This is a genomic window from Arenimonas donghaensis DSM 18148 = HO3-R19 (genome assembly GCF_000743535.1).
Classification (GTDB): Bacteria; Pseudomonadota; Gammaproteobacteria; order Xanthomonadales; family Xanthomonadaceae; genus Arenimonas; species Arenimonas donghaensis.
This window is the reverse complement of sequence record NZ_AVCJ01000012.1, coordinates 191,654-216,358: the sequence shown is the minus strand read 5'-3', so window position 1 is coordinate 216,358 and position 24,705 is coordinate 191,654. Positions and strand designations below refer to the sequence as shown.

27 protein-coding genes and 1 tRNA gene are annotated in these 24,705 nt (G+C 66.8%); 15 read left to right on the top strand and 13 right to left on the bottom strand.

The genetic code is table 11. The annotated features are described in order from the left end of the window. Positions 1-89: 89 nt before the first annotated feature. Both rnk and N788_RS07290 read left to right on the top strand, forming a co-directional pair. Positions 90-503, top strand: a complete 414-nt coding sequence (gene rnk, locus N788_RS07295) for a nucleoside diphosphate kinase regulator (protein ID WP_034222970.1) — start codon at positions 90-92, stop codon at positions 501-503. Positions 504-522: 19 nt separating this feature from the next. Beyond that, positions 523-1,158, top strand: coding sequence for a hypothetical protein (locus tag N788_RS07290; protein ID WP_051924468.1), 636 nt, complete (start codon positions 523-525; stop codon positions 1,156-1,158). 13 nt (positions 1,159-1,171) lie between these two features. Here N788_RS07290 and N788_RS07285 read toward each other — a convergent pair whose 3' ends face one another. Then, the gene (locus N788_RS07285; RefSeq protein WP_034222968.1) at positions 1,172-1,816 is read right to left on the bottom strand and encodes a glutathione S-transferase family protein; all 645 of its coding nucleotides are present in this window, start codon (positions 1,814-1,816) and stop codon (positions 1,172-1,174) included. A 6-nt stretch (positions 1,817-1,822) separates the two neighbouring features. Further along, positions 1,823-4,030: a GGDEF domain-containing protein gene (locus N788_RS07280; RefSeq protein WP_034222965.1), complete on the bottom strand. Its 2,208-nt coding sequence runs from the start codon at positions 4,028-4,030 to the stop codon at positions 1,823-1,825. A gap of 135 nt (positions 4,031-4,165) precedes the next feature. On the opposite strand from N788_RS07280, the gene N788_RS07275 reads away from it, so the two are divergent. The 4 genes from N788_RS07275 to N788_RS07260 are packed head-to-tail and all read left to right on the top strand — an operon-like array spanning position 4,166 to position 7,816. Beyond that, entirely contained in the window at positions 4,166-5,908 is a 1,743-nt protein-coding gene (locus tag N788_RS07275; protein WP_034222963.1) for a glutamine--tRNA ligase/YqeY domain fusion protein, read from the top strand. 7 nt (positions 5,909-5,915) lie between these two features. Continuing rightward, complete coding sequence (locus N788_RS07270; protein WP_034222960.1) at positions 5,916-6,470, top strand: nucleoside deaminase; 555 nt, start codon at positions 5,916-5,918, stop codon at positions 6,468-6,470. Further along, complete coding sequence (gene rlmM / locus N788_RS07265; RefSeq protein ID WP_034222958.1) at positions 6,460-7,506, top strand: 23S rRNA (cytidine(2498)-2'-O)-methyltransferase RlmM; 1,047 nt, start codon at positions 6,460-6,462, stop codon at positions 7,504-7,506. Before N788_RS07270 ends, rlmM begins: the two co-directional genes overlap by 11 nt. Next, the gene (locus N788_RS07260) at positions 7,496-7,816 is read left to right on the top strand and encodes an EF-hand domain-containing protein (protein WP_034222955.1); all 321 of its coding nucleotides are present in this window, start codon (positions 7,496-7,498) and stop codon (positions 7,814-7,816) included. The genes rlmM and N788_RS07260 overlap by 11 nt, the downstream gene beginning before the upstream one ends. Positions 7,817-7,884: 68 nt before the next feature. Here N788_RS07260 and N788_RS07255 read toward each other — a convergent pair whose 3' ends face one another. The 9 genes from N788_RS07255 to rsmD form a co-directional block, all read right to left on the bottom strand. Further along, positions 7,885-8,277 (bottom strand): MAPEG family protein, encoded by a 393-nt coding sequence (locus N788_RS07255; protein ID WP_034222953.1) that lies wholly within the window; start codon positions 8,275-8,277, stop codon positions 7,885-7,887. A 10-nt stretch (positions 8,278-8,287) separates the two neighbouring features. Then, positions 8,288-9,694, bottom strand: a complete 1,407-nt coding sequence (locus tag N788_RS07250; RefSeq protein ID WP_160171917.1) for an alkaline phosphatase PhoX — start codon at positions 9,692-9,694, stop codon at positions 8,288-8,290. A gap of 57 nt (positions 9,695-9,751) precedes the next feature. Further along, positions 9,752-10,168, bottom strand: a complete 417-nt coding sequence (locus tag N788_RS13910) for a DUF4920 domain-containing protein (protein ID WP_051924467.1) — start codon at positions 10,166-10,168, stop codon at positions 9,752-9,754. Between the two features lie 10 nt (positions 10,169-10,178). Further along, positions 10,179-11,069, bottom strand: a complete 891-nt coding sequence (locus N788_RS07240; RefSeq protein WP_034222951.1) for an MBL fold metallo-hydrolase — start codon at positions 11,067-11,069, stop codon at positions 10,179-10,181. A gap of 9 nt (positions 11,070-11,078) precedes the next feature. After that, complete coding sequence (gene ggt / locus N788_RS07235; RefSeq protein ID WP_034222942.1) at positions 11,079-12,776, bottom strand: gamma-glutamyltransferase; 1,698 nt, start codon at positions 12,774-12,776, stop codon at positions 11,079-11,081. Further along, a complete protein-coding gene (locus N788_RS07230; protein ID WP_034222939.1) occupies positions 12,773-13,033 on the bottom strand; it encodes a YfhL family 4Fe-4S dicluster ferredoxin in 261 nt (86 codons plus the stop codon). Before N788_RS07230 ends, ggt begins: the two co-directional genes overlap by 4 nt. 65 nt (positions 13,034-13,098) lie before the next feature. Then, complete coding sequence (locus N788_RS07225; RefSeq protein ID WP_034222930.1) at positions 13,099-13,602, bottom strand: hypothetical protein; 504 nt, start codon at positions 13,600-13,602, stop codon at positions 13,099-13,101. Positions 13,603-13,630: 28 nt separating this feature from the next. Next, a complete protein-coding gene (gene coaD, locus N788_RS07220) occupies positions 13,631-14,128 on the bottom strand; it encodes a pantetheine-phosphate adenylyltransferase (protein WP_034223381.1) in 498 nt (165 codons plus the stop codon). Between the two features lie 41 nt (positions 14,129-14,169). After that, positions 14,170-14,742: a 16S rRNA (guanine(966)-N(2))-methyltransferase RsmD gene (gene rsmD, locus N788_RS07215; protein WP_034222927.1), complete on the bottom strand. Its 573-nt coding sequence runs from the start codon at positions 14,740-14,742 to the stop codon at positions 14,170-14,172. Positions 14,743-14,799: 57 nt separating this feature from the next. On the opposite strand from rsmD, the gene ftsY reads away from it, so the two are divergent. The 4 genes from ftsY to N788_RS07195 are packed head-to-tail and all read left to right on the top strand — an operon-like array spanning position 14,800 to position 18,364. Continuing rightward, on the top strand, positions 14,800-15,882 hold the full coding sequence (gene ftsY / locus N788_RS07210) for a signal recognition particle-docking protein FtsY (RefSeq protein ID WP_244444100.1): 1,083 nt from the start codon (positions 14,800-14,802) through the stop codon (positions 15,880-15,882). Then, the gene (locus tag N788_RS07205; protein ID WP_034222922.1) at positions 15,883-17,046 is read left to right on the top strand and encodes an AsmA family protein; all 1,164 of its coding nucleotides are present in this window, start codon (positions 15,883-15,885) and stop codon (positions 17,044-17,046) included. After that, positions 17,043-18,095, top strand: coding sequence for an A/G-specific adenine glycosylase (gene mutY, locus N788_RS07200; RefSeq protein ID WP_034222921.1), 1,053 nt, complete (start codon positions 17,043-17,045; stop codon positions 18,093-18,095). The genes N788_RS07205 and mutY overlap by 4 nt, the downstream gene beginning before the upstream one ends. Next, complete coding sequence (locus N788_RS07195; protein ID WP_034222918.1) at positions 18,092-18,364, top strand: oxidative damage protection protein; 273 nt, start codon at positions 18,092-18,094, stop codon at positions 18,362-18,364. The genes mutY and N788_RS07195 overlap by 4 nt, the downstream gene beginning before the upstream one ends. Before the next feature lie 15 nt (positions 18,365-18,379). Here N788_RS07195 and N788_RS07190 read toward each other — a convergent pair whose 3' ends face one another. Then, entirely contained in the window at positions 18,380-18,814 is a 435-nt protein-coding gene (locus N788_RS07190; RefSeq protein ID WP_034222916.1) for a DUF6491 family protein, read from the bottom strand. A 214-nt stretch (positions 18,815-19,028) separates the two neighbouring features. Here N788_RS07190 and N788_RS07185 point away from each other — a divergent pair. After that, positions 19,029-19,104: transfer RNA gene (locus N788_RS07185), tRNA-Phe, on the top strand. A gap of 72 nt (positions 19,105-19,176) precedes the next feature. On the opposite strand, the gene N788_RS07180 is transcribed toward N788_RS07185, so the two are convergent. Next, positions 19,177-19,407 (bottom strand): hypothetical protein, encoded by a 231-nt coding sequence (locus N788_RS07180; RefSeq protein WP_034222914.1) that lies wholly within the window; start codon positions 19,405-19,407, stop codon positions 19,177-19,179. A gap of 84 nt (positions 19,408-19,491) precedes the next feature. Here N788_RS07180 and N788_RS07175 point away from each other — a divergent pair, with 84 nt between their 5' ends. The 4 genes from N788_RS07175 (at position 19,492) to N788_RS07165 (ending at position 24,164) form a co-directional block, all read left to right on the top strand. After that, positions 19,492-19,929, top strand: a complete 438-nt coding sequence (locus N788_RS07175) for a hypothetical protein (protein ID WP_034222907.1) — start codon at positions 19,492-19,494, stop codon at positions 19,927-19,929. Between the two features lie 1,124 nt (positions 19,930-21,053). After that, the gene (locus tag N788_RS14650; protein WP_152560418.1) at positions 21,054-21,410 is read left to right on the top strand and encodes a hypothetical protein; all 357 of its coding nucleotides are present in this window, start codon (positions 21,054-21,056) and stop codon (positions 21,408-21,410) included. Positions 21,411-21,537: 127 nt separating this feature from the next. Then, positions 21,538-23,397 (top strand): type I restriction-modification system subunit M, encoded by a 1,860-nt coding sequence (locus N788_RS07170; RefSeq protein WP_034222905.1) that lies wholly within the window; start codon positions 21,538-21,540, stop codon positions 23,395-23,397. Further along, the gene (locus tag N788_RS07165; RefSeq protein ID WP_034222903.1) at positions 23,394-24,164 is read left to right on the top strand and encodes a restriction endonuclease subunit S; all 771 of its coding nucleotides are present in this window, start codon (positions 23,394-23,396) and stop codon (positions 24,162-24,164) included. The genes N788_RS07170 and N788_RS07165 overlap by 4 nt, the downstream gene beginning before the upstream one ends. Positions 24,165-24,705 lie beyond the last annotated feature (541 nt).

The window sequence follows — 24,705 nt, the reverse complement described above, 5'->3', positions numbered from 1 at the left end:
CCCCGGGCCACGGGCTATCTTGGCCGGACAATCATTCTGACCCAGGGCGGCGCGGCAACGCGGCGCCCGTTTCTCTTTTTGGAGCCACCATGGCCAGCGCGCCGACCCTCACCCTTTCCAGCCGCGACCTGGAGCGGCTCGAACAGCTGCTCGACTCCCCCGCGATGGCCACCAACCCCGCCGCCATCGCACTGGCGGCCGAACTCGGGCGCGCGAACGTGATCGAGCCGGAAAACATGCCCGCCGACGTGGTGACCATGAACTCCCGGGTCACCTGCGTGGACGACGTGGGTGGCGAAACCCACCGGCTGACCCTGGTCTACCCGCGCGACGCCGACGTCGACCGCCACCGCGTGTCGGTGCTGGCGCCGGTCGGTACGGCGCTGCTGGGCCTCTCCGTGGGCCAGAGCATCGACTGGAACGCGCCGGGCGGGCGCTCGCTGCGCCTGCGCGTCACCGCCATCGACTACCAGCCCGAAGCCGCCGGCGACCGGGCGCTCTGACGACCGGACGCCGGGCCCCATGCCACGCTGGCTCTGGATCACCCTGGTCGTCGCCACCCTGGCCCTGGTCTGGGCCGCCGGCCGCGGCCCGTCGATCGAACCGGCCACCGGTCCGGGTGGCACCCTGGCCTGTCCGCCCATGGCGTCGCCGGCCGGCCTGTCCGAACCGCTGCAGATCCGCGTCGACGACGCCCCGGTGGTGCGGCTTGGCAACCATACGATGCGCCCGCTGGCGGCCTTCGCGCTCGAGGCCCGCGTGCTGGGCCGCGAAGACTACCGCTTCGACCCGGGTGCCAAGGTGTCGCCCACCGACCTCGCCCTGGGCTGGCGGCGCATGGCCGACCAGGCGGTGTACGAGCGCCTCGACATCAGCCAGGGCGGCCGCTGGTATCGCTATCGCTGGGGCGCCGATGGCCCGCCGATCCCCGTGCGCGAGATCGTGCGCTCAAGCGCCAACATGCACCTGGTCCCGGCCAACGACGCGGTGGCCGACGCCATCGACGACGTCCGGAAACACCAGACCGTGCGACTGAAGGGATGGCTGGTGGAGATCACTCGCGACGACGGCTCGCAATGGCGCAGTTCACTGAGTCGCGAGGACAGCGGCGACGGGGCCTGCGAACTGATCTACGTCTGCGAACTCGAATCGTTCTGAGCCCCGTGCCGGCTCAGGCTTCGTCGTGCGCCACCGTCTCGGTTTCGGCGCGCGCCGCCATCAGCCAGTCGCTCATCGCCGGCAAGGCATACATCGCCTCGACATAGCGGGCCGCGGCCTCCGGCAAGGGCACGCCGTAACCACGCATCCGCACGCAGACCGGGGCGAACATCGCATCAACGATGCCGAACCGCCCGAACAGGAAGTCGCCACCGGAGGCATCGAGCCGCTCTGTCCACAGCGACACGATGCGGTCGATGTCGCGCTGCGCCGCTGCGTCCCAGTGCCTTTCGCGGGGCTCGCGGCGGCAGTTCATCGGCAGCTGCGCGCGCAGCGCCGGGAAGCCCGAATGCATCTCGGCGGCCAGCGCGCGCGCCACCGCCCGCTGGCCGGCGTCCTGCGGCCAGCCGCTGCCGCGCAGCCAGCGTTCGTTGGCGTATTCGCAGATCGCCAGCGAATCCCAGACCGCCAGGCCGTGGTCGTGCAGCACGGGGACGCGGCCCGTCGGCGACCAGTCGCCGATGCGGGCGTGGAACTCGGGCGTGTCCAGGGGCAGGCGGACCTCGTCGAACGCCACCCCGGCATGCCGCAGCAGCAGCCAAGGCCGGAGTGACCAGGACGAGTAGTTCTTGTTGCCGATAACGAGGGTCGTGGACATGGGCCGTCAGCTGAAGATTTGGTCGCCGCCGTTTTTCGACGCCACGCGCGCGGCCCTGGCGGCACGCTCGGTGATCTCGTCGATCCGACGTTCGTCGGCGGCGGCCTGGGTGATGCCGACGCTGATGCTCAGGGTCGGCGCGATGCGCGGGTCCACCGCCATGTGCGAGACCGCCGCGCGCAGCCGCTCGGCATATTCGCGCGCCTGCAGCAGCCGCTTGCCCGGCGCCAACACCAGCAGGCCGTCGCCGGCGCTGCGGCCGACCAGGTCGCCGTGGCTCACTTCGTCGCGCAGCAGGCTGGCCACCGGTCGCAGCGCGGAAACGACGGCCACCTCGCCTCCGGCTTCGCGCAGCGCCGGCAACTGGTCGATCTCGATCCACAGCAGGCTGAAGGGGGTCTGCTTCAGGCGAGCGATCTCCAGCATCTGACGCAGGCGCTCGTTGATCGCGTCTACGCGGAAGATGCCGGTGGCCGGGTCGGTTTCGGCCTGGCGCTGGGCGCTGACCGTGCCCGAGGCTTCCTCGCCGGCGACCACCGCCATGGCGGCGAATTCCGCACACAGCGCCAGCTCGGCGTCCGAATAATTGACGTCCGCGGGCCGCTCGACCAGCAGCGCACCCCAGCCTGGCTTGGGGATCGGCAAGGGGATGACCGCCAGCTGCACCTTTTCCAGCGGGCCTTCAGGGCCGTCGAAATCGAAGCCGACCTGCTGGGCCGCCTTGAGCTTGCTCAGGTTGCGCAGCAGGGTGGCGCGGTCGCGCAGCAGGTCGCGGTAGCGCCCTTCGGCCGACTTGGGTTCGACCTGCAGCAGTTCCTCGCCGTCAGCGTGCTCGCCGACCACGGCCGAACTGTCCTGCTTGAGCACCGACTTGAGCCCGTCGAGCAGGCGCCGGTAGGCGATCCAGGCGACGTCGTCGTCGTCGGCGTGGGCCAGGCCGTGCTGCAGGCTGGACATCAGCTTTTCGCGGGCGAGCTCGATCTTTTCTTCGGCGCTGGGCTCGGGCGGGCCGGCACGCTTGCGCATGGCCCAGCGCTGCAGGCGCGCCCGCGCCCAGGGCAGGCCCAGGTACTGGACCATCGCCAGCGCCAGCAGCAGCTGCCAGCCGTAGAGCGTCCACCAGTTCGCTTCCACCACCTGGTGGTCGGCCAGTACCCGCAACAGGACACCGGCCCCCATCAGCAGCCAGGTGAGCATCGGCGCCCAGCGGTAGCTGCGCGAGTCGAGCACCAGCATCACCATGCAGGCCACCAGCGCCACCGGATAACTGAACCAGGCGACCCACTGCAGCACGATGCTGGCATTGGGGGGCAGCGTCAGCGCGAACAGCGCGCCGGCCACCAGCAACCAGCCCAGGCCACGCATCCACCCCACCAAGGGCGGTGCCGATTTCGCCAGGCCGCTGTAATGCAGGGTGGCCAGCACCACCGGCCCGGCCCCGAGCAGGAACAAGGCCTGGGGCACCACCGCGCCCAGGCCGGAAAGCAGCGCGATTTCCGGCAGTGAATAAAGATGGCCGTTGATGCCCAGGCAGGCCAGCCACGAACAAAAGGCCGCGGCGCCCACCGCCAGCGCCCCGGCGCGCGCGTCCTCGGCGTGGCGCACCAGCGACAGCAGGGCCACCAGCAGGAACAGGGCGTACACCACCCGGAACCAGAACCGGGCCAGGTCTTCTTCCGCGTCCGCCACGGCGGCGTCGCGCAGGCTGACGTGCAATCCGCCCATCACCCGGCCTTCCAGCTCCAGGTAGAGCTCGGTAGGGCCGGACAGCCCGGCCGGCAGCGGCAGTTCGAAGTGGCTCGGCCAGGGCCGCTGGCCATCGCCGCGGTTGAAGAAGCTGTCACGCGCGACTACGTCCCCGGGCGGGTGCACGCGCAGCCTCAGGCGTTCGAGCGGCACGCGCACCAGTCCCAGTTGCCAGGCGTGTTCGCCCGCCGGCAGGTCGACGCGGATGCGCACCCACAGCACGCGCTCCTCGCGGGCGGTGAAGGAGAAACCAGGGCGCAGCACGGGCGTGAAGCCGGGCTGGGCCCGGCCGGTGAGGATGTCGTCGAGGGTGGTCCCGACCGGCGTTTCCATCACGGCCAGGTCGAGCGCGTGCGGGGGGATCACGCCCGTCACCTGCGGCTGGGCCCGGGCGCCGGTCGCCAGGAAGGTCGCGGCGGCCAGCGTGGCGGCGGCGATGAAGCTGGTCAGGGCCCAAGCAGTGCGCAAGCGCCGTCTCCCCTACGGATTGTTGCAGCCCCCTGCCCGGTGATTCTAGCCCGACCGCGGGCCCGGGCGCAGCGGGGACCGCGGAATGCGGCCAAGCCGTTAGACTAGACGCCTTTCCACGCTGTTTCCGGACGCATGACCCCGAACCCCGACCCCACCGACGCCAGCCCGGCGCCGGAAAAGAACGACTTCATCCGCCAGATCGTCCGCGAGGACCTGGCCGGCGGCAAGCACGCGGCCGTGCGCACGCGCTTCCCGCCCGAGCCCAATGGCTACCTGCACATCGGCCACGCCAAGTCGATCTGCCTGAACTTCGGCATCGGCCGCGAGTTCGGCGGGCGGGTCAACCTGCGCTTCGACGACACCAACCCGGCCAAGGAAGACCCCGAGTACGTCGAGGCGATCAAGGAAGACGTGCGCTGGCTGGGTTTCGAGTGGGCCGAACTGCGCCATGCCTCCGATTATTTCGAAGTGTTCTACCGCGGCGCGATCAAGCTGATCGAACAGGGCAAGGCCTACGTCTGCGACCTGAGCGCGGAGCAGGTGCGCGAGTACCGCGGCACCCTGACCGAACCGGGCCGCGACTCGCCCTTCCGTTCGCGCAGCGTCGAAGAGAACCTGGACCTGTTCCGGCGCATGCGCGCCGGCGAGTTTGCCGACGGCAGCCGCACCCTGCGCGCGAAGATCGACATGGCCAGCGGCAACATCAACCTGCGCGACCCGGCCATCTACCGGGTCAAGAAGGTGGCGCACCAGAACACCGGCGACGCCTGGCCGATCTATCCGATGTACGACTACGCGCACTGCCTTTCCGACGCGCTCGAAGGCATCACCCATTCGCTGTGCACGCTGGAGTTCGAAGACCACCGCCCGCTCTACGACTGGTTCGTCGACAACGTCGACCTGGCCGGCGACCCGGCGCTCTACCAGCCGCTGGTGGATGCCGGCTTCACCGTGCCCGCGGGCAAGCCCCGCCAGATCGAATTCTCGCGCCTGAACATCAACTTCACGGTGATGAGCAAGCGCAAGCTGCTGGCCCTGGTCCAGGACGGCCTGGTGGCCGGCTGGGACGACCCGCGCATGCCCACGCTCCAGGGCCTGCGCCGTCGTGGCACGCCCGCCGCGGCGCTGCGCCTGTTCTCCGACCGCGTCGGCATCAGCAAGCAGAACTCGCTGATCGACTACTCCGTGCTGGAAGGCTGCATCCGCGAAGTCATGGACGCGGCCGCCCCGCGCCGGCTGGCGGTGATCAATCCGGTGAAGCTGGTGATCACCAACCTGTCCGACGACCACGCCGAAACCCTGCGCTTTTCCAACCACCCCAAGGACCCGGGCTTCGGCGAACGCGACGTGCCGTTCTCGTCCACGCTGTGGATCGAGCGCGAGGACTTCATGGAGGTCCCGCCCAAGGGTTTCCACCGGCTGGTGCCGGGTGGCGAAGTGCGCCTGCGCGGCGTCGGCATCGTGCGTTGCCAGGAAGTGGTCAAGGACGGCGACGAGATCACCGAGCTGCGCTGCACGCTCGACCTGCAGTCGCGACCGGGCATGGAGGGCGCCGACCGCAAGATCAAGGGCACCATCCACTGGGTCAGCGCCGCGCATGCGGTGGCGGCCGAGGTGCGGCTCTACGACCGCCTGTTCAACGTACCCGACCCGGACCGCGACGAAGACGGCAAGACCTACCGCGACCACCTCAACCCCGATTCGGTGCGGGTGGTGCAGGCCTGGGTCGAGCCTTCGGCGGCCGGGCTGGCGGCCGAGTCCGGCGTGCAGTTCGAGCGCCTGGGCTTTTTCACCGCCGACCGCCGCGACCACGGCCCCGGCCGCCCGGTGTTCAACCGGACCGTCACGCTGCGCGACACCTGGGCCAGGAAGTGACCCGCGCATGATCTACGCCCAGCTCCACCTCACCCTGCCGGCCTGGATCCACGAGGAAGTGGACGCCCAGCGCGCCTATCCGTCGGCCGAGGACAAGGTGGCGCTCGCGATCCAGCTCTCGCGCCGGAACGTCGACCACCGCAGCGGCGGTCCGTTCGGCGCGGCCGTGTTCAGCGGCGAACGCCTGGTCGGCGTCGGCGTGAACCGCGTGGTGCCGCACAACTGTTCGGCCGCCCACGCCGAGGTGATGGCGCTGGCAACCAGCCAGCAGCGACTGCAAAGCTTCCGGCTCAACCAGTCCGGCGGCCCGATCACGCTGGCCGCCTCGGCCCAGCCGTGTTCGATGTGCTACGGCGCGGTGGTCTGGGCCGGCATCGACGAATTGCTGATCGGCGCCCGTGCCGACGACGTGCAGGACCTGGCCGGCTTCGACGAAGGCCCCCTGCCCGCCGACTGGCGCGGCGAGCTGGAAAAACGTGGCATCCGCGTCAGTACCGACCTGTTGCGCGACCACGCGCGCGACGTATTGCGTGACTACGGGGAGTCCGGACTTGTCTACTGATGGCCTGCTGGCCTATTGCCGACCCGGTTTCGAACCGGAACTGGCCGCTGAACTGGGCGAACGTTCGGCGATGGCCGGTTTCCCCGGCTACGCCAAGGCCGAACGCAACACCGGCTTCGTGCAACTGCTCGGCGTCGAAGACGGCGCCGCGCTCTCGCAGGCCCTGCCCTGGTCCACCCTGATCTTCGCGCGCCAGAAGCTGCGCCTGCTCGCCGACCTGCCGGGCATGGACCCGAAGGATCGCGTGGCGCCGATCATGGACGCCCTGGGCGGTCGCGGCCGCCACGGCGACGTCTGGGTCGAGCACACCGACTCCGACGATGGCCGGCAGCTCTCGGGCCTGGCCCGCGCCCTGGGCAATGCGCTGCGTCCGGCGCTTCGCCAGCGCGGCCTGATCACCGAGAAGGAAGACCCGCGGCTGCCGCGCCTGCACGTGCTGATGCTGGCCGGCAACCACGCCCTGCTGGCCAGCGCCGATCCCAAGGACGCCTCGCCATGGCCGCTGGGCGTGCCGCGCCTGCGCGCGCACGCCGACGCCCCCAGCCGATCGGCGCTGAAGCTGGAAGAGGCGCTGATGTGCCTGCTCACCGAGAAAGAGCGCGACGCCTTCCTGCAGCCGGGCATGAACGCCGCCGACCTGGGCGCCGCGCCCGGTGGCTGGAGCTGGGTGCTCGCGCGCCGGCACATCCGCGTCGCGGCGATCGACAACGGCCCGATGGCGGCCAGCGCCATGGACACCGGCATCATCGAACACATCCGCGCCGACGGCTTCCGCTGGCAGCCGCCCAAGCCTGTGGAGTGGATGGTCTGCGACATGGTCGAGTCCCCCGCCAAGGTGGCCGACCGCATGGCCACCTGGTTCCGCGAAGGCTGGTGCAAGCGCGCGGTCTTCAATCTCAAGCTGCCGATGAAAAAACGCTGGGACGAAACCCGCGACTGCCTGCAGCACTTCGTCGACCACGCCGGGCGGCCGCTGACCCTGCGCGCCAAGCAGCTGTACCACGACCGCGAGGAAATCACGGTTTATGCGGGCTAGCCTGCTGGCGCTGGTGCTGCTGGCTCCGCCCGCTTTCGCGCAGGCGGACGATTATTTCGCTCGCGTCGACCTCGACGGCGATGGCCGGGTGTCGCTTGCCGAATTCCTGGAGCGCATGGGATTTGCGTTCCGGCAGATGGACCTGGACGGCAACGGCGTGCTCGAACCGCACGAACAGCACGTGCCCGACGCCCCGCGCATCACCCTGGCCGAGCACGAGGCGCGCTTCAGCGCCCAGTTCCACCGGCAGGACGCCAACGGCGACGGTTTCCTCAGCCGGGTCGAGCTGCTCGCCCCGCCGCGCCGCTGAACGTCGTTTGTGGGAGGGACTTCAGTCCCGAAGCTTTTCGGGACTGAAGTCCCTCCCACAGGGAAATTTCAGCCGGCCTGTCCGGCGACGAATCCCAGAATCGCCATGACGCTCATCGCGATCATCAGCAGCAGGGTCAGCACCGTGCCCAGGAAACGGCCGGTGCTGGTTCCGCCGCTGGTGGCCAGGCCCCAGGCATGCAGCAGGCGCGACGCGAACAAGGTCGCGCCGAAGGCGTGCACCAGCCCGTCCGCGTAGCCGTTGAGCTCCATGCCGCCGAGCAGGATGAGGGCGAGGGGCACGTACTCCACGGCATTGGCGTGTGCGCGCACCAGGCGGCTCAGCTCGCTGTTGCCGCCATCGCCCAGGCCGACCTTGTGGCGCCAGCGGCCGGCGATCACGCGTCCGGCCAGGGCGAGGATGAGCAGGGTGCAAAGCCCCGCGTAAAGCATGGTGATCATGTCCGGTCCTTCAGATCAGGCCGGGCTTCCAGGGACCCTTGATGGCGACCGTGAAACCCGGCTCGTAGATGTTGGCGAACAGCCACTGGCCGTCCGGTGAGAAACAGGCACCCGCCCACTCCTCGTCCCGGAAGTCTCCGCTGAAGCCACGGTGCCCGTCCAGCACCACGTTGTTCCGGCAAAACTCGAACAGGCCACCACCGCGGTCCATGCCGTACAGGCGCTGCACGGGCTGGTCGGAGTCCTCGCAGATCACCAGGCCGCCGCGCGGGCTGGCGACGATGTTGTCGGGGTAGTCCAGCACGTCCGGCGAGGGCGACTCGAAGACCAGTTCCAGCAGGCCCTCGCGCGGACGGTAGGCCCAAAGCTGGCCGCAGCCGGCGTCGCCACCGCTGGTGGCGGTGAAAAAGACCCGTCCTTCGGCGACGATCACGCCTTCGAGCCGGATGAAGGCCGAACCGCCGTTGGCCAGGCCCTGGCGCACCAGGCCATCGGGATCGCCGTTGGCGCTGCGGCCGCGGGTGGGCTCTTCGATCTCCACCCAGCGCACCTTCACGACCTCGCCCACCCGGCGCCCGGTGCGCAGGTCGGGCGCGCCTTCGGCGCGCAACATCTGCAGTCGGCCGCCACGGTGCAGTTCGCCTGGCGCACGCGGGATGAAACGGTAGAAGCCGGCATACGGCTCCTGGTCCTCGGTGAGATAAACGACGCCGTCGCGCGGGTCCACGGCGGCGGCCTCGTGCTCCATCTGGCCCATGTCCAGCAGCGGCTCGGCATTGGAAAGGCCCTTCCCGGGCACTTCGAACACGAAACCGTGGCTGCGTTTCATCTCGTGCACGGTGTCCTTGCCCAGCCGGACTTTCTGGCCCGCGTCGAGCACGACCTCTTCGCACGAGAGCCAGGACCCCCATGGCGTCACGCCGCCGGCACAATTGACCAGGGTGCCCGACAGCGAAGGCCGGGCGTCGACGAAGGTGCCACGCGCGGTATCGAAGCGCAGGGTGACGGTTCCGCCGCGGGTGTCGGGATCGTAGGTCGCCGAGGCTGGCGCAAAGCTGCCACCCGGCTCGCGGGTGATCTCGTGGTTCCGCACCAGGGTGACGAGGTCCCCGTCCACGCCAACCACGCCCATGCCGTCATGCTTTCCGGGGCAGGCCTGGCCCCGCGCGATGTCCTCGCCGGCCCAGCCGAAACTGGTGTATTCGAATCCAGCAGGCAGCTGCAGCAGCGGCAGGCCGGTGGCGCGATCGCGCACCGGCGCCAGCGGGCCGTAGCCCGGGGAAACCGCCAGGCCACCGCCGGCCTGCGCCAGCAGCGTCCCCATCGGCCCCAGGCCCAGCGCCGCCACGCCCAGGCCCAGGCCGCCCTTGAGCAGCCGGCGCCGCGCGATGCGCGGCGGTTCTTCGATAGGGTTCACGCCGTTCTCCCGCGGTGGTCCGGACCGACCCACCATGCTGCGGGTCGAAGGTGACAGTCAGGCGTCCGGCAGGCTGATGGACGTGGCGACGATGCGCAGCTCCTGCTTTGCCGGCGCCTGGGCGCCATCGTCCTCGACCAGGTGGCGGGCGTGTTCCTCGCTGATCGGCTCGACCTGCAGCACGCCATAGGCCACGGCGGGTCCACTGGCGTCCCTGGGCACCTCGAAACCATGGTCCTTGGCCATGACGCGGGCGCTGTGGCCGTCCTGCTCGAGCACGATCCAACATCCCTTCTTCTGGCAAACCTCGGTGATGCGGCCACTGAACTTGGCCGGCTTGCCCTGGTAGGCGGCCGGGCTGGCCGCGGCCTTGGCGATGGCAGTGGCCTCGCCTTCGGGCATCGGCTCGCCGTAGTCGGCGGCCAACGCCACCGGGGACAGGCACAGCAGGAGCGGCAGGAGCAGTCGGTTCATTCGGTTTTCCTCAGGCAGCCAGTGGGCGGGCATGCAGCGCGGCGACCTCGTGGGTGGTTCCGAACTTGCCCTTGTCGTCCCGGGTCACTTGCGCCAGGGCGCAGCCGGGATCGTGGGTGAAAAACAGGTGCACGTTGCGCGCCAGCTTGTCTTCCAGGAAGGCGCGCTTTTCATCAATCAGCATTTCCGGATAGCGGTCGTAGCCCATGGTGATCGGCACGTGCACCCAGGGCCGGCCAGGCACCAGGTCGGCGCAGAAGACCAAGCCGCCGCGCGGGCGGCGATCGTCGCCGGCCGGGCCGCACAGCTCGGCCAGCATCAGGCCCGGCGTGTGGCCTTCGCTGAAGTGGAAGCGCACCGCGTCGCCCAGGACCCTGCAGCGGTCGCCGGAAACCAGCTCCAGCCGCCCGCTGGCTTCGAGCAGGTCCATCAGTTCGGGGATGAAACTGGCGCGGTCGCGCGGGTGCGGTTCGCGGGCCCGGCGCCAGTGCTCGGCCCCGACCACGAAGGTGGCATTGGGAAACAGAAGCCGGGCCGGTTTTCCCTTTTCCCACGCCGCCAGCAGCCCGCCGGCATGGTCGAAGTGCAGGTGGCTCAGCACCACCACGTCCACGTCCTCATGGCCGAAGCCTGCTTCGGCAAGCGAGTCGAGCAGCACGTGGCGTTCTTCGACCACGCCATAACGTTCGCGCAGCTTCGGCTCGAAGAAGGCCCCGATGCCGGCCTCGAACAGCACCGTCTTGCCGTTCACCGGCGTCGCCAGCAGTGCCCGGCAGGCGAGCTCGATGCGGTTGAGTTCGTCCGGCGGCGACCATTTTTGCCACATGGCACGCGGCGCGTTGCCGAACATCGCGCCGCCGTCCAGGCGCTGCGAGTTACCAAGGATCGACCAGAGCTTCATGACGACCTCCTAACGATAGACCGAGGCTTCGGTGGACGAACCCTTGCCCACGCCCTTCCAGCGCGGATCGGTGCCGGCCTCGACCTCGCCGGTGGCATGGTCCCACACCACCACCTGCATGTTGCCCCAGGTGCGGTCGCCGGCCTGGACCACGTGGCCCATCGCCTCGAGCGCGGCGACTTCCGCCGGCTCGAAGACACCGGCTTCCGCCTGCACGGCGTCGGGCAGGTACTGGTGGTGGAAACGCGGCGCGGCCGTCGTGGCCTGGGCGCCCTTGCCTTCCATCAGTTCCACCATGCCCAGCAGCACCATCGTGATGATGCGGCTGCCACCCGGGGTCCCCAGCACGGCGGTGCGACCCCCGCCGACCAGGAAGCTGGGCGTCATCGACGACAGCGGCCGCTTGCCGGGGGCAATGGCGTTGGCGTCCTCGCCGACCAGGCCAAAGGCGTTGGGCACGCCGGCCTTGGCCGAGAAATCATCCATTTCGTTATTGAGCAGGAAGCCGGTGCCCGGCACCACCAGGGCATTGCCATACGGCAGGTTCACCGTCTGGGTGACGGCGACCAGGTTGCCTTCCCGGTCCACGATTGAAAAATGCGTGGTGTCGGGGCGAAGCGGCTCGGCGTTGACGCCCGGCAGCAGCTCGCTCGGCGTCGCCTTGCCGGGATGGATCGAAGCGCGCAGGCCGGCGGCGTAGGCATCGGAAACCAGCATGTCCACCGGCGCCTGCACGAAGTCCGGATCGCCCAGGTAAAGGGCCCGGTCGCGGTAGGCGCGGCGCATGGCCTCGACGAACAGGTGGCTGCGCTCGACCTTGCCCAGCCGCGGGTAGTCGTAGCCCTCGAGCACCTTGAGCATGGTCGCCAGCGCCACGCCGCCCGACGAGGGCGGCGGCGCGGTGACGATCTCGAAACCACGGTGGCTGATGCGGATGGGCTGGCGCTCGACGACGGTGTATTCGGCCAGGTCACGTTCGGTCCACAGGCCACCGGCCTCGCGCACGCCGCGCGCCAGCTTGCGGGCGAAGTCCCCGCGGTAGAACGCATCGGCGCCGCCGTCGGCAAGGCGCTCGAGCGTGCGGGCGTAGTCTTCGTTGCGCATCAGGGTGCCTTCGGCCGGCACCTCGCCGTCGCGAAGGAACAGCGCCGCGGCCGCCGGGCTGCGCGCCAGCACCTGCTTGCGGTAGCCCAGCATCGCGGCGTTCTTGGGCCCGAAGCGCCAGCCTTCCCGGGCCAGGCGGATGGCGGGCGCCAGCGACCGGGACAGCGGCAGGCGGCCGTACTTCTTCGCTAGGTGGTCCAGGCCCGCAGGCAGGCCGGGGATGCCCGCCGCGAGGGCGCCATTGACCGCCTTGTCGCGGTCCACCTCGCCCTTGGCGTCGAGGAACATGTCGCGGGTCGCTGCCGCCGGCGCGCGCTCGCGGGCGTCGACGAAAACGTCGCGGTCCTGGCCGGCGATGCGCAGGAGCATGAAACCACCGCCGCCCAGGCCCGAGCTTTCCGGTTCGACCAGGCCGAGCGTGGCGCTGACCGCGATGGCGGCGTCGAAGGCATTGCCGCCCTCGGCCAGGACCTGCATGCCGGCGTCGGTGGCGTAGGCGTTGGCGCTGGCGATGCCGGCTTCTGCCGGCACCTTCGGCGCCGGAACGTCGGCGGCGGCCAGCGGCGACAGCGCCAGCAGCAGCGACAGCAGGAATCGCTTCATGCGGCTGACTTTCCTTTCGTTAGCGCGTGGTACTTGGCCAGCAGGATTTCCCGCGACTCGGGATGCCCGGGATCGAGGTCGATGCACTCGACCGGGCAAACCACCACGCACTGGGGTTCGTCGAAGTGGCCCACGCACTCGGTGCAGCGGGCCGGATCGATTTCGTAGATCACTTCACCCTGCGAGATCGCGGTGTTCGGGCAAGCCGGCGCACAAACGTCGCAGTTGATGCAGATGTCGCTGATGAGCAGGGACATGGGGCGTCCCGTCCGTCCCGTCGGATCCGCCGGCTGGCGGCGGATCCGTCCGGGTACGAAGCGGCTTACTTGGCTTCGACGAAGACGTACTTGGCGCCGGCGGCCTCGACGGCTGCCTTGACCCGCTCGCTGTCCGCGGCGTTGCCGATGTACAGCACCTGCGAACCGGCCAGGGCGCTGGGATCGGCGTCGGTGAAGGACATCACGATCAGGTCGGCCATCTTGCTGCTGTCGGGCGAGCCGAAGGCCAGCATGTTGCCCGGCAGCACGGTGCGCTGGACGACCACGGTGACGTTCTCGAGCTGGCGGTCGAACATCGTCTTGCCGTCCTGGTCGCCCTCGGCCGGCACATCGCTGTCGATGGGCAGGTAGTAGGAGAAGACGCGGTCGGTGACGCCTTCCTGGTTGCGGCCAATGACCTGGCCCAGGTAGGCCTTCCATTCGTTGTCGTCGGTGCTGGCCGGGGCGGTCAGCGGAGCCGGCGCCGCTTCGACGGGCTCTTCCTTCTTGCAGCCCGACAGGAACAGGGCGGAAAGCAGCATGGCGACGGGAATCAGAGCACGGGTCATGGCGATACCTCTTTATGTGAGTTGTGTACTACGACTGCTTCCACCGGGCGGCAAGGGCCTTGGCGACTTCCGGGTGCACGAACCCCGAAACGTCGCCACCAAGACGCGCGACCTCGCGCACCAGGCTGGAAGAAATGAAGCTGTGCTGTTCGGCCGGGGTCAGGAACAGGGTCTCGACGTCCGGGATCAGGTGGCGGTTCATGCTGGCCATCTGGAATTCGTATTCGAAATCCGACACCGCGCGCAGGCCGCGCAGCAGCACGCCGGCACCGATGTCGTGGACAAAATGGGCCAGCAGCGAGTGGAAACCGACGACTTCGACGTTGTCGTTGCCGGAAAGGGCGATGCGGGCCAGATCGACCCGCTGCTCCAGGGGCAGCGCCGGCCCCTTGCCGGGGCTCTCGGCAATACCGACCACCACCTTGTCGAACAGCGGGGCCGCGCGGGCGACCAGGTCGATGTGTCCGTTGGTGATGGGATCGAACGTGCCGGGATAGACCGCGACGCGGGTTCGGGCCAGGCTCATGCCGATCAATACGCCCTGCGGGTGGGTATGGCGGAAGTGTATCAGTCTCCGGCGCGATGCAGCGCGTAGCGGACGTCGCGGGTCTCGCCTGCGCGCAGCACCGGCCAGGACGCCGGCAGCGAAGGCACCACGTTGCGCGGGCTTTCGACGTAGATGAGCGCCCCCGGGGCCAGCCAGGGCGCCAGGGCGGCGGCCGCCGGCTCCCAGAGACCGGCCGCGAACGGCGGGTCCAGGAACACCAGGTCGAAGACCGCCTCCGGCTTGCGCCCCAGCCAGGCGATGGCGTCCTCGGCGACCACCTGCAGCCGCTCCACCTTCAGGCGCACGGCCTGCTCGCGCAGGGACCGGGCCAGTTCGGGATCGCGCTCGACCAGCAACACCCCGGCGGCGCCCCGCGACGCCGCCTCGAAGCCCAGCGCGCCGGTGCCGGCGAACAGGTCCAGCACCCGGGCGCCCGGCAGCCGGGGCTGGAGCCAGTTGAACAGGGTCTCGCGAACCCGGTCCGAGGTCGGGCGCAGGCCGGGCCGGTCGGGCACCGGCAGCTTCGAGCCGCGCAGGCTGCCGGCAATGATGCGCACGCTGCCCGGGGCACGGGGTTTGGGTCGCTGGTTCATCGGGGAGGCAGGGGCCCGGGTGTTAACATTCGCGCCATTGTCCGCGAAAGCAGCGCGATGTTCGATTTCCTGAAGAAAAAGCCCGAAAAGACCGAGCCGGCCAAGCCCTCCGCCAAGCCGGCCGCGCCTGCGCGCAGTGGTTTCAGCCCCGATGACCTGGCCCGCGCCTTCACCGTGCACCAGGAGGAAAAAGCCGCGCGCCTGGAAGCCGAGCTGGCCGAAGGCCGCGAGGCCATGAAGGGAACGCTGGGTGGAAGCCTGTTCGCCCGCAGCCTGGGCGGCCTGTTCTCCCGCAACCCGCAGCTGGACGAAGACCTTCTCGACGAGATCGAGACCGCGCTGATCACCGCTGACATGGGCGTGCCGGCCACCACGGAAGTCGTGGAACGCCTGCGCAAGCGCATGAAGGACCGCGACTTCGCCGACGTGCCCGCCCTGTTCCGCGCCCTGCGCAACGACCTTCTGGCGATGCTCAAGCCGGTGGCCAAGCCGCTCGAGATCGACGCCACCGCCAAGCCTTTCGTCATCCTCACCGTCGGCGTGAACGGCGTCGGCAAGACCACCACCATCGGCAAGCTGGCGCGCCGTTTCCAGCTCGACGGCCATTCGCTGATGCTGGCCGCGGGCGACACCTTCCGCGCCGCGGCGGTCGAGCAGCTCAAGATCTGGGGCGAGCGCAACCAGGTGCACGTGGTGGCCCAGGGCCAGGACGCCGACCCCGCGTCGGTGGCCTTCGATGGCCTGCAAACCGCCAAGGCCAAGGACATCGACGTACTGATCGCCGACACCGCCGGTCGCCTGCACACCCAGCAGGGCCTGATGGCGGAACTGGGCAAGATTCGCCGGGTGCTGGCAAAACTCGACGCCCGCGCCCCGCACGAGGTACTGATGGTCATCGACGGCACCACCGGCCAGAACGCGCTCAACCAGCTGCGCCAGTTCCACGCCGCGGTCAAGGTGACCGGCCTGGTCGTGACCAAGCTCGACGGCACCGCCAAGGGCGGCGTGGTGTTCGCGCTGGCCCGCGAGTTCGGGCTGCCGATCCGCTTCATCGGCCTGGGCGAAAAGCCGGAGGACCTGCGCGTGTTCGACCCGGAAGGATTCGTCGACGCGCTGCTGCCGGCCGCGCCGGCCGCCTGAATGGCCCCGGCCCCGCGCAAGCGCCGCTGGCCCTGGGTCCTCGGGATCGGGCTGGCCCTGCTGGCGGCGGCGGGACTCTGGATCAACCACCAGCTCGAGCCAAGCCGCCTGGCGCGCACCGTGCTGTCGGCGCTGGGTGAATCGCAGGGTCTGGAAATCACCTTCGAGGGACAGCCCGCGTACGCGCTGCGCCCGGAACCGCGCCTGGTGCTGCCGAACGTGGTCGCACGCCAGCCGGGTGCCGCCGCACCGCTGCTTACCGCCGGGCGCGCAGAGATTTCGCTGCCCTGGGACACCGTCTGGGGCGGCGACGACACGGTGGTGATCACCCGTATTGAGCTCGAGCGCTCGGCGCTGGACCTGGCGGCGCTCGCCGACTGGCGGCAAAGCCGGCCCCCGGCCGGGGTTTTCGAGGTGCCCACCCTGACCCGCGGCATCGAGGTCGTCGAAGGCCGCGTGCAAGGCGACGGCTGGCATGTGCAGGACCTGTCGCTGGCCCTCGACCACCTGGCGGCCAACGAACCAGCCCGGATCGAACTCGCCGGCACGTTCGTGCGCGAGTCGCTGCGCGTATCGGGCGACGCCGTGCTCACCGTCGAAAAAGCCGGTGAATCAACGGCATTCGGGCTCCTTGCGGAAGGGGTCATCGAGCGCGAGCCGGGCAGCCTGCCCTACCGCCTGGAGGCCGCCGACTGCTTCTTCCACCGCCAGGAACCGGAGCTGGGCGTGAATTGCACCCAATCGCAGTTCACAGGCACGTCGCCCTTGCCCAGCGTTCGCGCCGACCGGCTCAGCTACAGCCAGGGACAGCGCGACGGCAAGACCCGGTTCCGGCTCGAGGGTTCGATGCCCGAATGGCCCGGGGACTGGCCGGTGCTTCCCGAACCCGCGTCGCAGGTCGCCGTCCCGACGCGCTTCACGGTCGACTATGCCGGCGCCGCCGATCTGTCGGACCCGCTGTCGGCGAAGCTCGAACGCGGCGAGACGACGCTCGATGCAACGTTGGTGATCGCAGACATGCAGGCCTGGCTTGCCGACGAAAACCGTCGGCCGGTTCCGCCCCTGCGTGGCCGGTTCTCCGCACCGGCGCTGGTGATCGAAGGATTCACGCTCGAAGACGTGCAGGCTGAAATCGTGGAGCCTGCCCCGGCCGGGGAAGAATGAGCCAGTTCGCCGACCGCCTGCTGGCCTGGTTCGACCGCGACGGCCGCCATGACCTGCCCTGGCAGCACCCGCGCACGCCTTATCGCGTCTGGCTGGCCGAGATCATGCTGCAGCAGACCCAGGTGCAGACGGCCATCCCCTACTACACGCGCTTCCTCGACGCCCTGCCCACGCTGCCCGACCTCGCCGCCGCCGACACCGACCGGGTGATGGCGCTGTGGGCGGGGCTGGGCTACTACGCGCGGGCCCGGAACCTGCACCGGGCCGCCCAGGTCTGCGTGCTAGAACACGGCGGCGACCTGCCGGATGACTTCGAAACGCTGGCCACCCTGCCCGGCATCGGCCGCAGCACCGCCGGCGCGATCCTGGCGCAGGCGCACGGGCAGCGGCTCGCCATCCTCGACGGCAACGTCAAGCGCACGCTGGCGCGTTTCCACGGCGTCGAAGGCTGGCCGGGCAGTTCACCGGTGGAGAAGAAGCTCTGGCAGCTCGCCGAATCACACCTGCCCGATACCCGGCTGGCGGACTACACGCAGGCGATCATGGACTTCGGGGCAACGCTTTGTACCCGCCATGACCCGGCCTGCGTGCTGTGCCCGATGCAGGATGACTGCGTGGCGCGCCGCGAGGGCCGCGTCGGGCAACTGCCCGAAGCCAAACCGGGCAAGCCGCTGCCCGAACGGCGCACGCTGATGCTGTGGGTGCAGGACGCCCAGGGCCGCGTGCTGCTGTCGCGACGACGCGGCAAGGGCGTGTGGTCCGGCCTGTGGTCGCTGCCCGAAACCGAAGGCGCTGACGCCGCCCGCGAATGGCTGGCGCGGCACGTGGCCGCCGATTTCGATGCCGGCGAGGACCTGCCGGTGTTCGAGCACGTCTTCAGCCACTACCGCCTGCACATCGAACCGCGCCGCTGGCGCCTGTCCGATGCCGGCGTCGCTGAGGACGCCCGGGTAGGCGACAATGCCGACCTGCGCTGGCAGCCGATGGAAAACCTGCACGAACTCGGCCTGCCGGCCCCGGTCAAGAAGCTGTTGGGAGCCCCGCCATGAGCCGCACCGTTTTCTGCCAGAAGATGCAAACCGAAACCGAAGGCCTGGGCTTCGTGCCCTGGCCCGGCCCGCTGGGCAAGCGCGTCTACGACAACATCGGCCGGGAGGCGTGGCAGCAGTGGCTGGCGCACCAGACCATGCTGATCAACGAAAACCGGCTCTCGCCCCTGGACCCGAAACACCGGGCTTTCCTGGAGGCGGAAATGGAGAAGTACTTCTTCGGCGATGGCGCCGAGAAGCCTGCCGGCTATGTCCCGCCGGCAGGCTGAGGCAAGGACGAATCCTTAGCTGCGGATGCCGGCGTCGCGCTCGGCCTGCTTCCAGGCCATGACGTCGACCTCGCGCAGTTCGTCGATCTTGCAGCGCAGGCCATGGTCGCCGACCACGTAACCGTTGCGGGTGTTGATGGTGTCGTAAAGCGACTCGATGCCGATGCTCAATTCACGATCCAGGCCGTTGCAGGCCGGGCTTTCGCGAAGATCGAGGAGCCAGGCCTTGTGCGGCGTCTCCCAGACGAGCACGTGCTGGGCATCGATCACTTCGTAACCGTGGATCGCGCGCAGGAACTTGACCGTCTGCTTCGACTCGCCGGCGTTGGCCTGCAGCAGCTCGAGGCGCTTGGCGTCCCTGGCGGGGTTGTCGGACTTGGCGGCCACGGGCAGCGCCAGGCCGAAGGCCAGGGCCGTGGTCAGGGAAATCAGGGCAATGCGGGCTTTCATGGCGAATCTCCTTCTAGCTTCGGCCGTGCTGGACCGTGCAGCAACCCTACTCCCGGGCGCGTGAACTGGGCACAAGCCCCGCGCCACGCATTCAGACCCGGTTTACGCCGGCGATCCGGGCGGCCCCGGGCGAGTCAGGCACAGTCCGGCTTGCCTCGCCCTCCCCGGCTCGGATAGAATCTCGCGCTCGCCCGGCCACGCCGGTGCGACGGATGGCCGGGTAGCTCAGTTGGTAGAGCAGGGGATTGAAAATCCCCGTGTCGGGGGTTCGATTCCCTCCCCGGCCACCATATAAATCAAGGGCTTGCCAGGAATGGCAGGCCCTTTTCTTTTGCCCGGCACCGGCAGTCCCTACAGGGTCCCTAGTCGGCAGGATTCGAGATCCTGAGCTCTGATTCGAGGAGTCTCGCCGTCACTTCTGCACGGTCCAGCGTCTTGCGAATTTCGCGAATCGCCGCGAACACGTCAGCCGCGGCCTCCGGGTCACTGGAGAGATCGGCCATGCGCTGGCGCAGGCTGTCCGCCTGGCGGTCTAGGGTTCGGGTGCAGGCGTACCCACGCATCAGGCGGTCACGGAACGGAGAAAGGGCCATGGCCACGAGGATATCGACGGTCGCCTCACAGGTTGAGACGGTTCAGGTAGATTGCCCGGGTGCCCTGAGCCAGAGAGGACGCCTATGGATACGAAGACCCTCGAAGAGCAGGGAGTGTCGCCGGCCATTTCCCAGTTCCGGCACGAGTGGACGCGCACCATTTCTGCTTTGGCTGTTCCGCTGCTGGTGGCCGCTATCGGCGCATGGATTCAGCAGACCGTAGCTCGAGATTCTCTGAGCAAGGACTACGTCAGCATCGCCGTGGGCGTTTTATCAAAACCACCAGGCGCGGAGGATACGGAGGGGAGCGATCCAATGCGCATCTGGGCTATCGCCGTGCTGCGTAAGCACTCCCCGGTGCCGTTCACCAGCGCCATGGAGGGGGCGCTGTACCAGGGTCTGGACGTTCGCACACTGCCGCCGGGCATCTATCAGCATGTACCCGGAGGAACCGCAATCGAAGGGTTAGAGATTCACGAACTGCCGTATCGACCAGAGCCGACGCCGCCAACTACAGAATGACGGCCCAACCACGGCACTGGGCCGGCGGGAGACGACCGCCGGGCTACGATTGCCCGGGGTGGGACCTCCCGCTAGCGAGGCAATGTTAGCGCGCCCGGCGCTGCTCTTCCCAGAAGACCCGAAGAAGGCGGGCCAACTCCCGAAGCAGTTGGCAGGAGCTCTATGAGGTCGACCCACTGGCTCACGGGAAGCTCGGTCGCATCTGCAGGGTGGCCAACCGGGCCTCCTCTGCCGTCGACCTGCGCGCGCGATGAAGACAAGCGATAATCACTCCCAGCATTTCATGCCAGGACAGTCGGTTGGAGGCATCGAGGTCAAGTTCAATTTGGGAGACAAGCCACGAGTATTCGCTGGCAATATCGCTGTGCCCCAGCCTGAACTGCGACGACTTGGCTAAGCTACTGGAAGCGCGTTCCGAGGCGATCCTTGAGCAGCCCACCAAGAGCCCCGAGCGGCAGCTTCTGGCAGCACTGCGACTGCGTGCGAGGTGCTTGTCGATCTCCTCGTTTGCGGCACGCGATCGAACCGAGGGCCTGACCTACTGGCTGGCATTGCAAGGCGGCTCACCGCTGGCGGCCTGAGCCCCACCGCTGGCCTCGGCAACGCCCAGCTAGCCCCGAAGGCGAGGGATCGGACCTAGGTCGGGGTGGTGAGCCAGCCCTCAAGTTTTTTGGCAACTTCTTCGACGATGGGGCGCGCCAGCTCGTGGTCGCGCCAGCGCTGGCCGCCCCCAACTGTGGCTTCTCCGCGACCCGGTCGCTCAGCGGCGCAGCCGGCCACGCGCAGCAGGCCAGGCGCTGCACGCCCATCACCTGGTACATCGTAGTTACGCGGAACTCTCGCTAGTGCGCCTTCATGAAGGCTTACTTTGCCCTTACCCTTTGGCAAAGTCCGCCGCGGCCTCTATTAGGATGCCGCGCTGCTCGGTCAGGCGGTTCACCTCGGCCTGCAGCCGGCGATTCTCGGCAGGTCACTGTGCGGCCGGCGCGACTTATCATTTGCTAGGATTTCCATAACGGGCCTCGCCACCTGGAGTTTGGGCCGAGGACCAACCAACCATTCGAGCCGACGTCGCTCCGCGACGCAGCTTGACTCAGGTGTCAGGCGCTAGGGGGAGGGGAGTCATGGCGGTTGCCAAAAAGAAGCCTGCTAAGAAAGCCGCGCAGAAGAAGGCCTCACGTGACTTCATCGCGATAAAGAGAGCTATCCCTAAACGCCCTAAGGGCTACACCAATGCACCCGGGAGCAAGGTACTGATCCCCGCTGGAAGCGTTGTGGAGCCAGGCAAGCTCATGAGGGGGCTCACCAAGGCCAAAGATGAAATCGACGCCCTAATTCAGGAAATCATCGACACAGCCAACACAGAGTACGAGATTCACGAGCTTGAGTTCGCTGCTAGTTTTAGTGCAGACGGCAAGTTCATGGGTATTGGCGTTGGTGGCGCGGCTACAATCACTTTTCGAATTCGGCCATGCAGCTAAGGTCGAACAATTCATTTAAGCCGAAGCCACTCCGCTACCCGGCTCAAATCCGGCGTTAGGCGCCACATCCGCAACCCTTGCGCGCCTACCCTTAGCATTCACGTCTTCCAAAGACCAAGAAAACCTCATGGCTCTGATCGCAGATTTTTACGTTATACCCCCGGAAGAATGGCTGTTCGCCACTCACAGAGACGTGATGACCGCTAAGGCTCGCGTTGCGGAGTATTTCAAGCTCAAGGGATCGTTGGATGGCGCCGAGCGCCAGATCGAAGAATTTGTCCGCCAATGGGCACTTCGCCAACTACTTCATAACTACAAGTACCCAATGGAATGGATCGGAGAGCAAATCGTAATTGAGGAACCCGTCAAAATGGGCTCTTCGACCAAAGAGGCCGACATATCGCTCAAGAACAAAGCTGGGCGCACCTTCCTCTACCTTGAAGTCAAGAAGAGAGGAGTCGACGAGGCCGAATTCCATGAAGCCGAGAGACAACTAGAAACCTACCTCGCGTCTACGCACACAGCAACAATAGGCCTGGTCACTGACGGCGACCGTGTTCGCTGTGTCCGAAAGAAGATTGATCCCAATGACTTCGAGTACATACCGGACATTCCCGCGTTTGGCGGAACGGCAACGCAGAAGGCCCTTTTAGTACGTGAACTCCCACCTGACCCCCAGGCTCGACCAACGACTGGATTGAAGGTCATCACTGAGCAATACGAAAGACGACTGTTTGAGGTTCATAGCGCCATTCGAGACATTGACGGCCTTCATGATGACGAGGCCCTTGATGAACTGGCAAAGGTGCTCTACACGAAGATATACGACGAGCGCTTTACCTGCGAGCAGCCAGCAAACACGCCCTTTCGCTTTCAAGTCTACGGTACGAGCAACCCGTCAGAGGCGGCATCCACCATACGCGAGCTTTACGATGATGCACGGAAACGCGACATCGAAATCTACTCGCAGCGCATTCCTGGCTACGAAAGATCGAGAGGAGTCTTCAAGTCCTCGATCCGACTGAGCGACACATGCCTTTACCGCGTAGTCGAGCTGCTGCAGGAGTTTTCGCTGGTCGATACCGAGGCAGACATTAAGGGGCGCGCATTTCAGAAAGTCCTTGGACCCGCGATTCGAGCGGGCATGGGTCAATACTTCACTCCCGACCCCGTGGTCGAGATTGCCGTCCGAATCGCCCGTCCAAAGGCGGCTGATCTTATCCTGGATCCATTCTGCGGATCCGGACACTTCCTAACGCGATCGCTAGACTACGTCTCACAAAATCAGAAGGCTCATCTGACGGAGTACGCGTTTCATCAATTCAAGTTCTTTCATCTGCACGGCATTGAAAAGTCCGAAAGAATGGTTCGGATTGCCATGACCGACATGCTGATGCATGACGACGGACACACCAACATTCGCAATACTGACTCGCTACTTAGTTTCGACAACTACCCTGACATCATTGCGCTTCGCGAGGACAACACTCAAGATCCTGCGATATTTGACTTGATACTAACGAACCCTCCCTTTGGTAGCCTGTTAGGCGAAGAAGCCCGGACGATGCTTGGGAGGTTCTCTCTCCCACAGAAGAAGAAGTCAGTTCCGCTTGAAGTTCTTGCTATCGAGCGTTGCTACCAGTTCCTCAAGCCCGGCGGACGTATGGCAATTGTTCTGCCAGACGGAAATCTCGGAAACTCAAACGTTCAGTTCGTTCGGGACTGGTTGCTAGAGCACATGTTACTTCGAGGCGTGGTGAGCCTTCCATCTGAGACGTTTGCCCCCTTCGGCACCACCACAAAGACGAGCCTCTGCCTTCTGCAGAAGAAGCCTGCCGACTTCGACAACGAGAAACGCTACGACGTTGCGTTCTACCTCCTCGAGAACATCGGCTACGACGCGACAGGTAGACCCAGGGCAGGAAGCGAAGTGGAGGCCTGCATCACACACATGTGCGACAAGATCACCTGGGAGCTGCCGGAATGATCAGCGTCAAAAAGGCATTCACGCTTCCAATTACGGACCTCTCGCACAAGTTCCGCGTCGAGAATAACAACCTAGATATCGCGGATCTGCTAGATAACAGTGGATTCACTGCAAAGAAGATCAAGGAGTTTGCCGACGCGCACCGCAACGAGCGGAACAAAAAGCAGACGGCAACCGAGGTATTTCGCTACGTTCAGATTAGCGATATAGATGTAGCCCTGGGGAGGATAAAGAGCTACAGAAGCTTTCGTGGCGACCAAGCACCTAACAACGCTCGCCGTATCATGAAGACCGGCGACATCCTCATATCGACGCGGCGGCCTACGCGCGGCGCGATCGCTTCAGTTCCAGAAGAGTTTGACGAGCAAATTTGCACTGTATTCTTTACAACACTTCGAATCCGAGATTGGAACGAAGTCGACCCGGGTTATCTGGCGCTGTTTCTTCGTACATCGCTTGCACGGTTCCAGTTTCAGTCCTCGATTACTGAAACTGCATATCCCGTCATCTCCGATACTGACGTTCTTGATATGACCGTCCTTCTGCCACACATTGATCGACAGAGGCAAATTGCCCAGGAGTATGGTGCAGCCGTTACACAGTTCTTCGCTTCACTGAATCAAGCGTACGTTCAAATCACGAGCGCCAAGCAAGCAGTCGAGTCACTGGTTCTCGCTGAAGAAGCGGAGGTACTTGAAGCTCCGACCTTTGGATTGACAGCGTCGATTGAAGAAGTTGAGGACGAAGAGAGCTCAGAGGAGCAGTAAGTCCGCCGGCGCTGAGCACTGAGGCCCACACCCTCGCTTAAGCTGTCCCGATCCGGCAGGCTCTGTGAGCCCGGCCAGAGGTACTCCGCAAATCGACTCAGTCCGGGCTTACAGTACCTGCCTCCATGGGCAGCGTAGCTCGAACGTTCTGCCTGGTAACGATGTCCGCTTTTGGCCGGAGGCAGACATCGCCCGATCCCGGGCTTACCAGCCACCGGCACTAAGGCATAGGGGCCGGCTCGCACTAGGTCTTACGGATGGAGTTTCTTGAAGTCAGTCTTGATCGGAGAATGCGTGGCAGATACCCGGTCCGAGCGTCGCTCAGGCCGAACGTCTACCAGCCCGGACTTCAAGCTTTAGGACTTTGCCACGCCCGTAACCGACTTCGGTGCCCAGCAGTCAGGCGGGTGCGAAACTTTCTCATGCCTGTAGGCGCCAGGGGAGTTGCGGCCTCAGCTATTCGGGTCTAGCGTCGACTAACCAATCAGTTAAGCCAACGCCTTTCCGCGCGGCTCGACCCAGGCGTTAGCCATCACTCCTG

Excerpts from the sequence above, each read along its gene's own strand:
- N788_RS07230 (WP_034222939.1), bottom strand. The coding sequence starts at position 13,033 with ATGTCCCTGCTCATCAGCGACATCTGCATCAACTGCGACGTTTGTGCG.
- N788_RS07205 (WP_034222922.1), top strand. The coding sequence starts at position 15,883 with ATGGCCCCGGCCCCGCGCAAGCGCCGCTGGCCCTGGGTCCTCGGGATC.
- N788_RS07175 (WP_034222907.1), top strand. The coding sequence starts at position 19,492 with ATGGATACGAAGACCCTCGAAGAGCAGGGAGTGTCGCCGGCCATTTCC.
- N788_RS07255 (WP_034222953.1), bottom strand. The coding sequence starts at position 8,277 with ATGATCACCATGCTTTACGCGGGGCTTTGCACCCTGCTCATCCTCGCC.
- rnk (WP_034222970.1), top strand. The coding sequence starts at position 90 with ATGGCCAGCGCGCCGACCCTCACCCTTTCCAGCCGCGACCTGGAGCGG.
- N788_RS07225 (WP_034222930.1), bottom strand. The coding sequence starts at position 13,602 with ATGACCCGTGCTCTGATTCCCGTCGCCATGCTGCTTTCCGCCCTGTTC.
- N788_RS13910 (WP_051924467.1), bottom strand. The coding sequence starts at position 10,168 with ATGAACCGACTGCTCCTGCCGCTCCTGCTGTGCCTGTCCCCGGTGGCG.
- N788_RS07275 (WP_034222963.1), top strand. The coding sequence starts at position 4,166 with ATGACCCCGAACCCCGACCCCACCGACGCCAGCCCGGCGCCGGAAAAG.
- N788_RS07290 (WP_051924468.1), top strand. The coding sequence starts at position 523 with ATGCCACGCTGGCTCTGGATCACCCTGGTCGTCGCCACCCTGGCCCTG.
- N788_RS07270 (WP_034222960.1), top strand. The coding sequence starts at position 5,916 with ATGATCTACGCCCAGCTCCACCTCACCCTGCCGGCCTGGATCCACGAG.
- mutY (WP_034222921.1), top strand. The coding sequence starts at position 17,043 with ATGAGCCAGTTCGCCGACCGCCTGCTGGCCTGGTTCGACCGCGACGGC.
- N788_RS07195 (WP_034222918.1), top strand. The coding sequence starts at position 18,092 with ATGAGCCGCACCGTTTTCTGCCAGAAGATGCAAACCGAAACCGAAGGC.
- N788_RS07180 (WP_034222914.1), bottom strand. The coding sequence starts at position 19,407 with ATGGCCCTTTCTCCGTTCCGTGACCGCCTGATGCGTGGGTACGCCTGC.
- N788_RS14650 (WP_152560418.1), top strand. The coding sequence starts at position 21,054 with ATGGCGGTTGCCAAAAAGAAGCCTGCTAAGAAAGCCGCGCAGAAGAAG.
- ftsY (WP_244444100.1), top strand. The coding sequence starts at position 14,800 with ATGTTCGATTTCCTGAAGAAAAAGCCCGAAAAGACCGAGCCGGCCAAG.
- N788_RS07260 (WP_034222955.1), top strand. The coding sequence starts at position 7,496 with ATGCGGGCTAGCCTGCTGGCGCTGGTGCTGCTGGCTCCGCCCGCTTTC.
- N788_RS07190 (WP_034222916.1), bottom strand. The coding sequence starts at position 18,814 with ATGAAAGCCCGCATTGCCCTGATTTCCCTGACCACGGCCCTGGCCTTC.
- N788_RS07240 (WP_034222951.1), bottom strand. The coding sequence starts at position 11,069 with ATGAAGCTCTGGTCGATCCTTGGTAACTCGCAGCGCCTGGACGGCGGC.
- N788_RS07165 (WP_034222903.1), top strand. The coding sequence starts at position 23,394 with ATGATCAGCGTCAAAAAGGCATTCACGCTTCCAATTACGGACCTCTCG.
- rsmD (WP_034222927.1), bottom strand. The coding sequence starts at position 14,742 with ATGAACCAGCGACCCAAACCCCGTGCCCCGGGCAGCGTGCGCATCATT.
- N788_RS07170 (WP_034222905.1), top strand. The coding sequence starts at position 21,538 with ATGGCTCTGATCGCAGATTTTTACGTTATACCCCCGGAAGAATGGCTG.
- coaD (WP_034223381.1), bottom strand. The coding sequence starts at position 14,128 with ATGAGCCTGGCCCGAACCCGCGTCGCGGTCTATCCCGGCACGTTCGAT.
- N788_RS07285 (WP_034222968.1), bottom strand. The coding sequence starts at position 1,816 with ATGTCCACGACCCTCGTTATCGGCAACAAGAACTACTCGTCCTGGTCA.
- ggt (WP_034222942.1), bottom strand. The coding sequence starts at position 12,776 with ATGAAGCGATTCCTGCTGTCGCTGCTGCTGGCGCTGTCGCCGCTGGCC.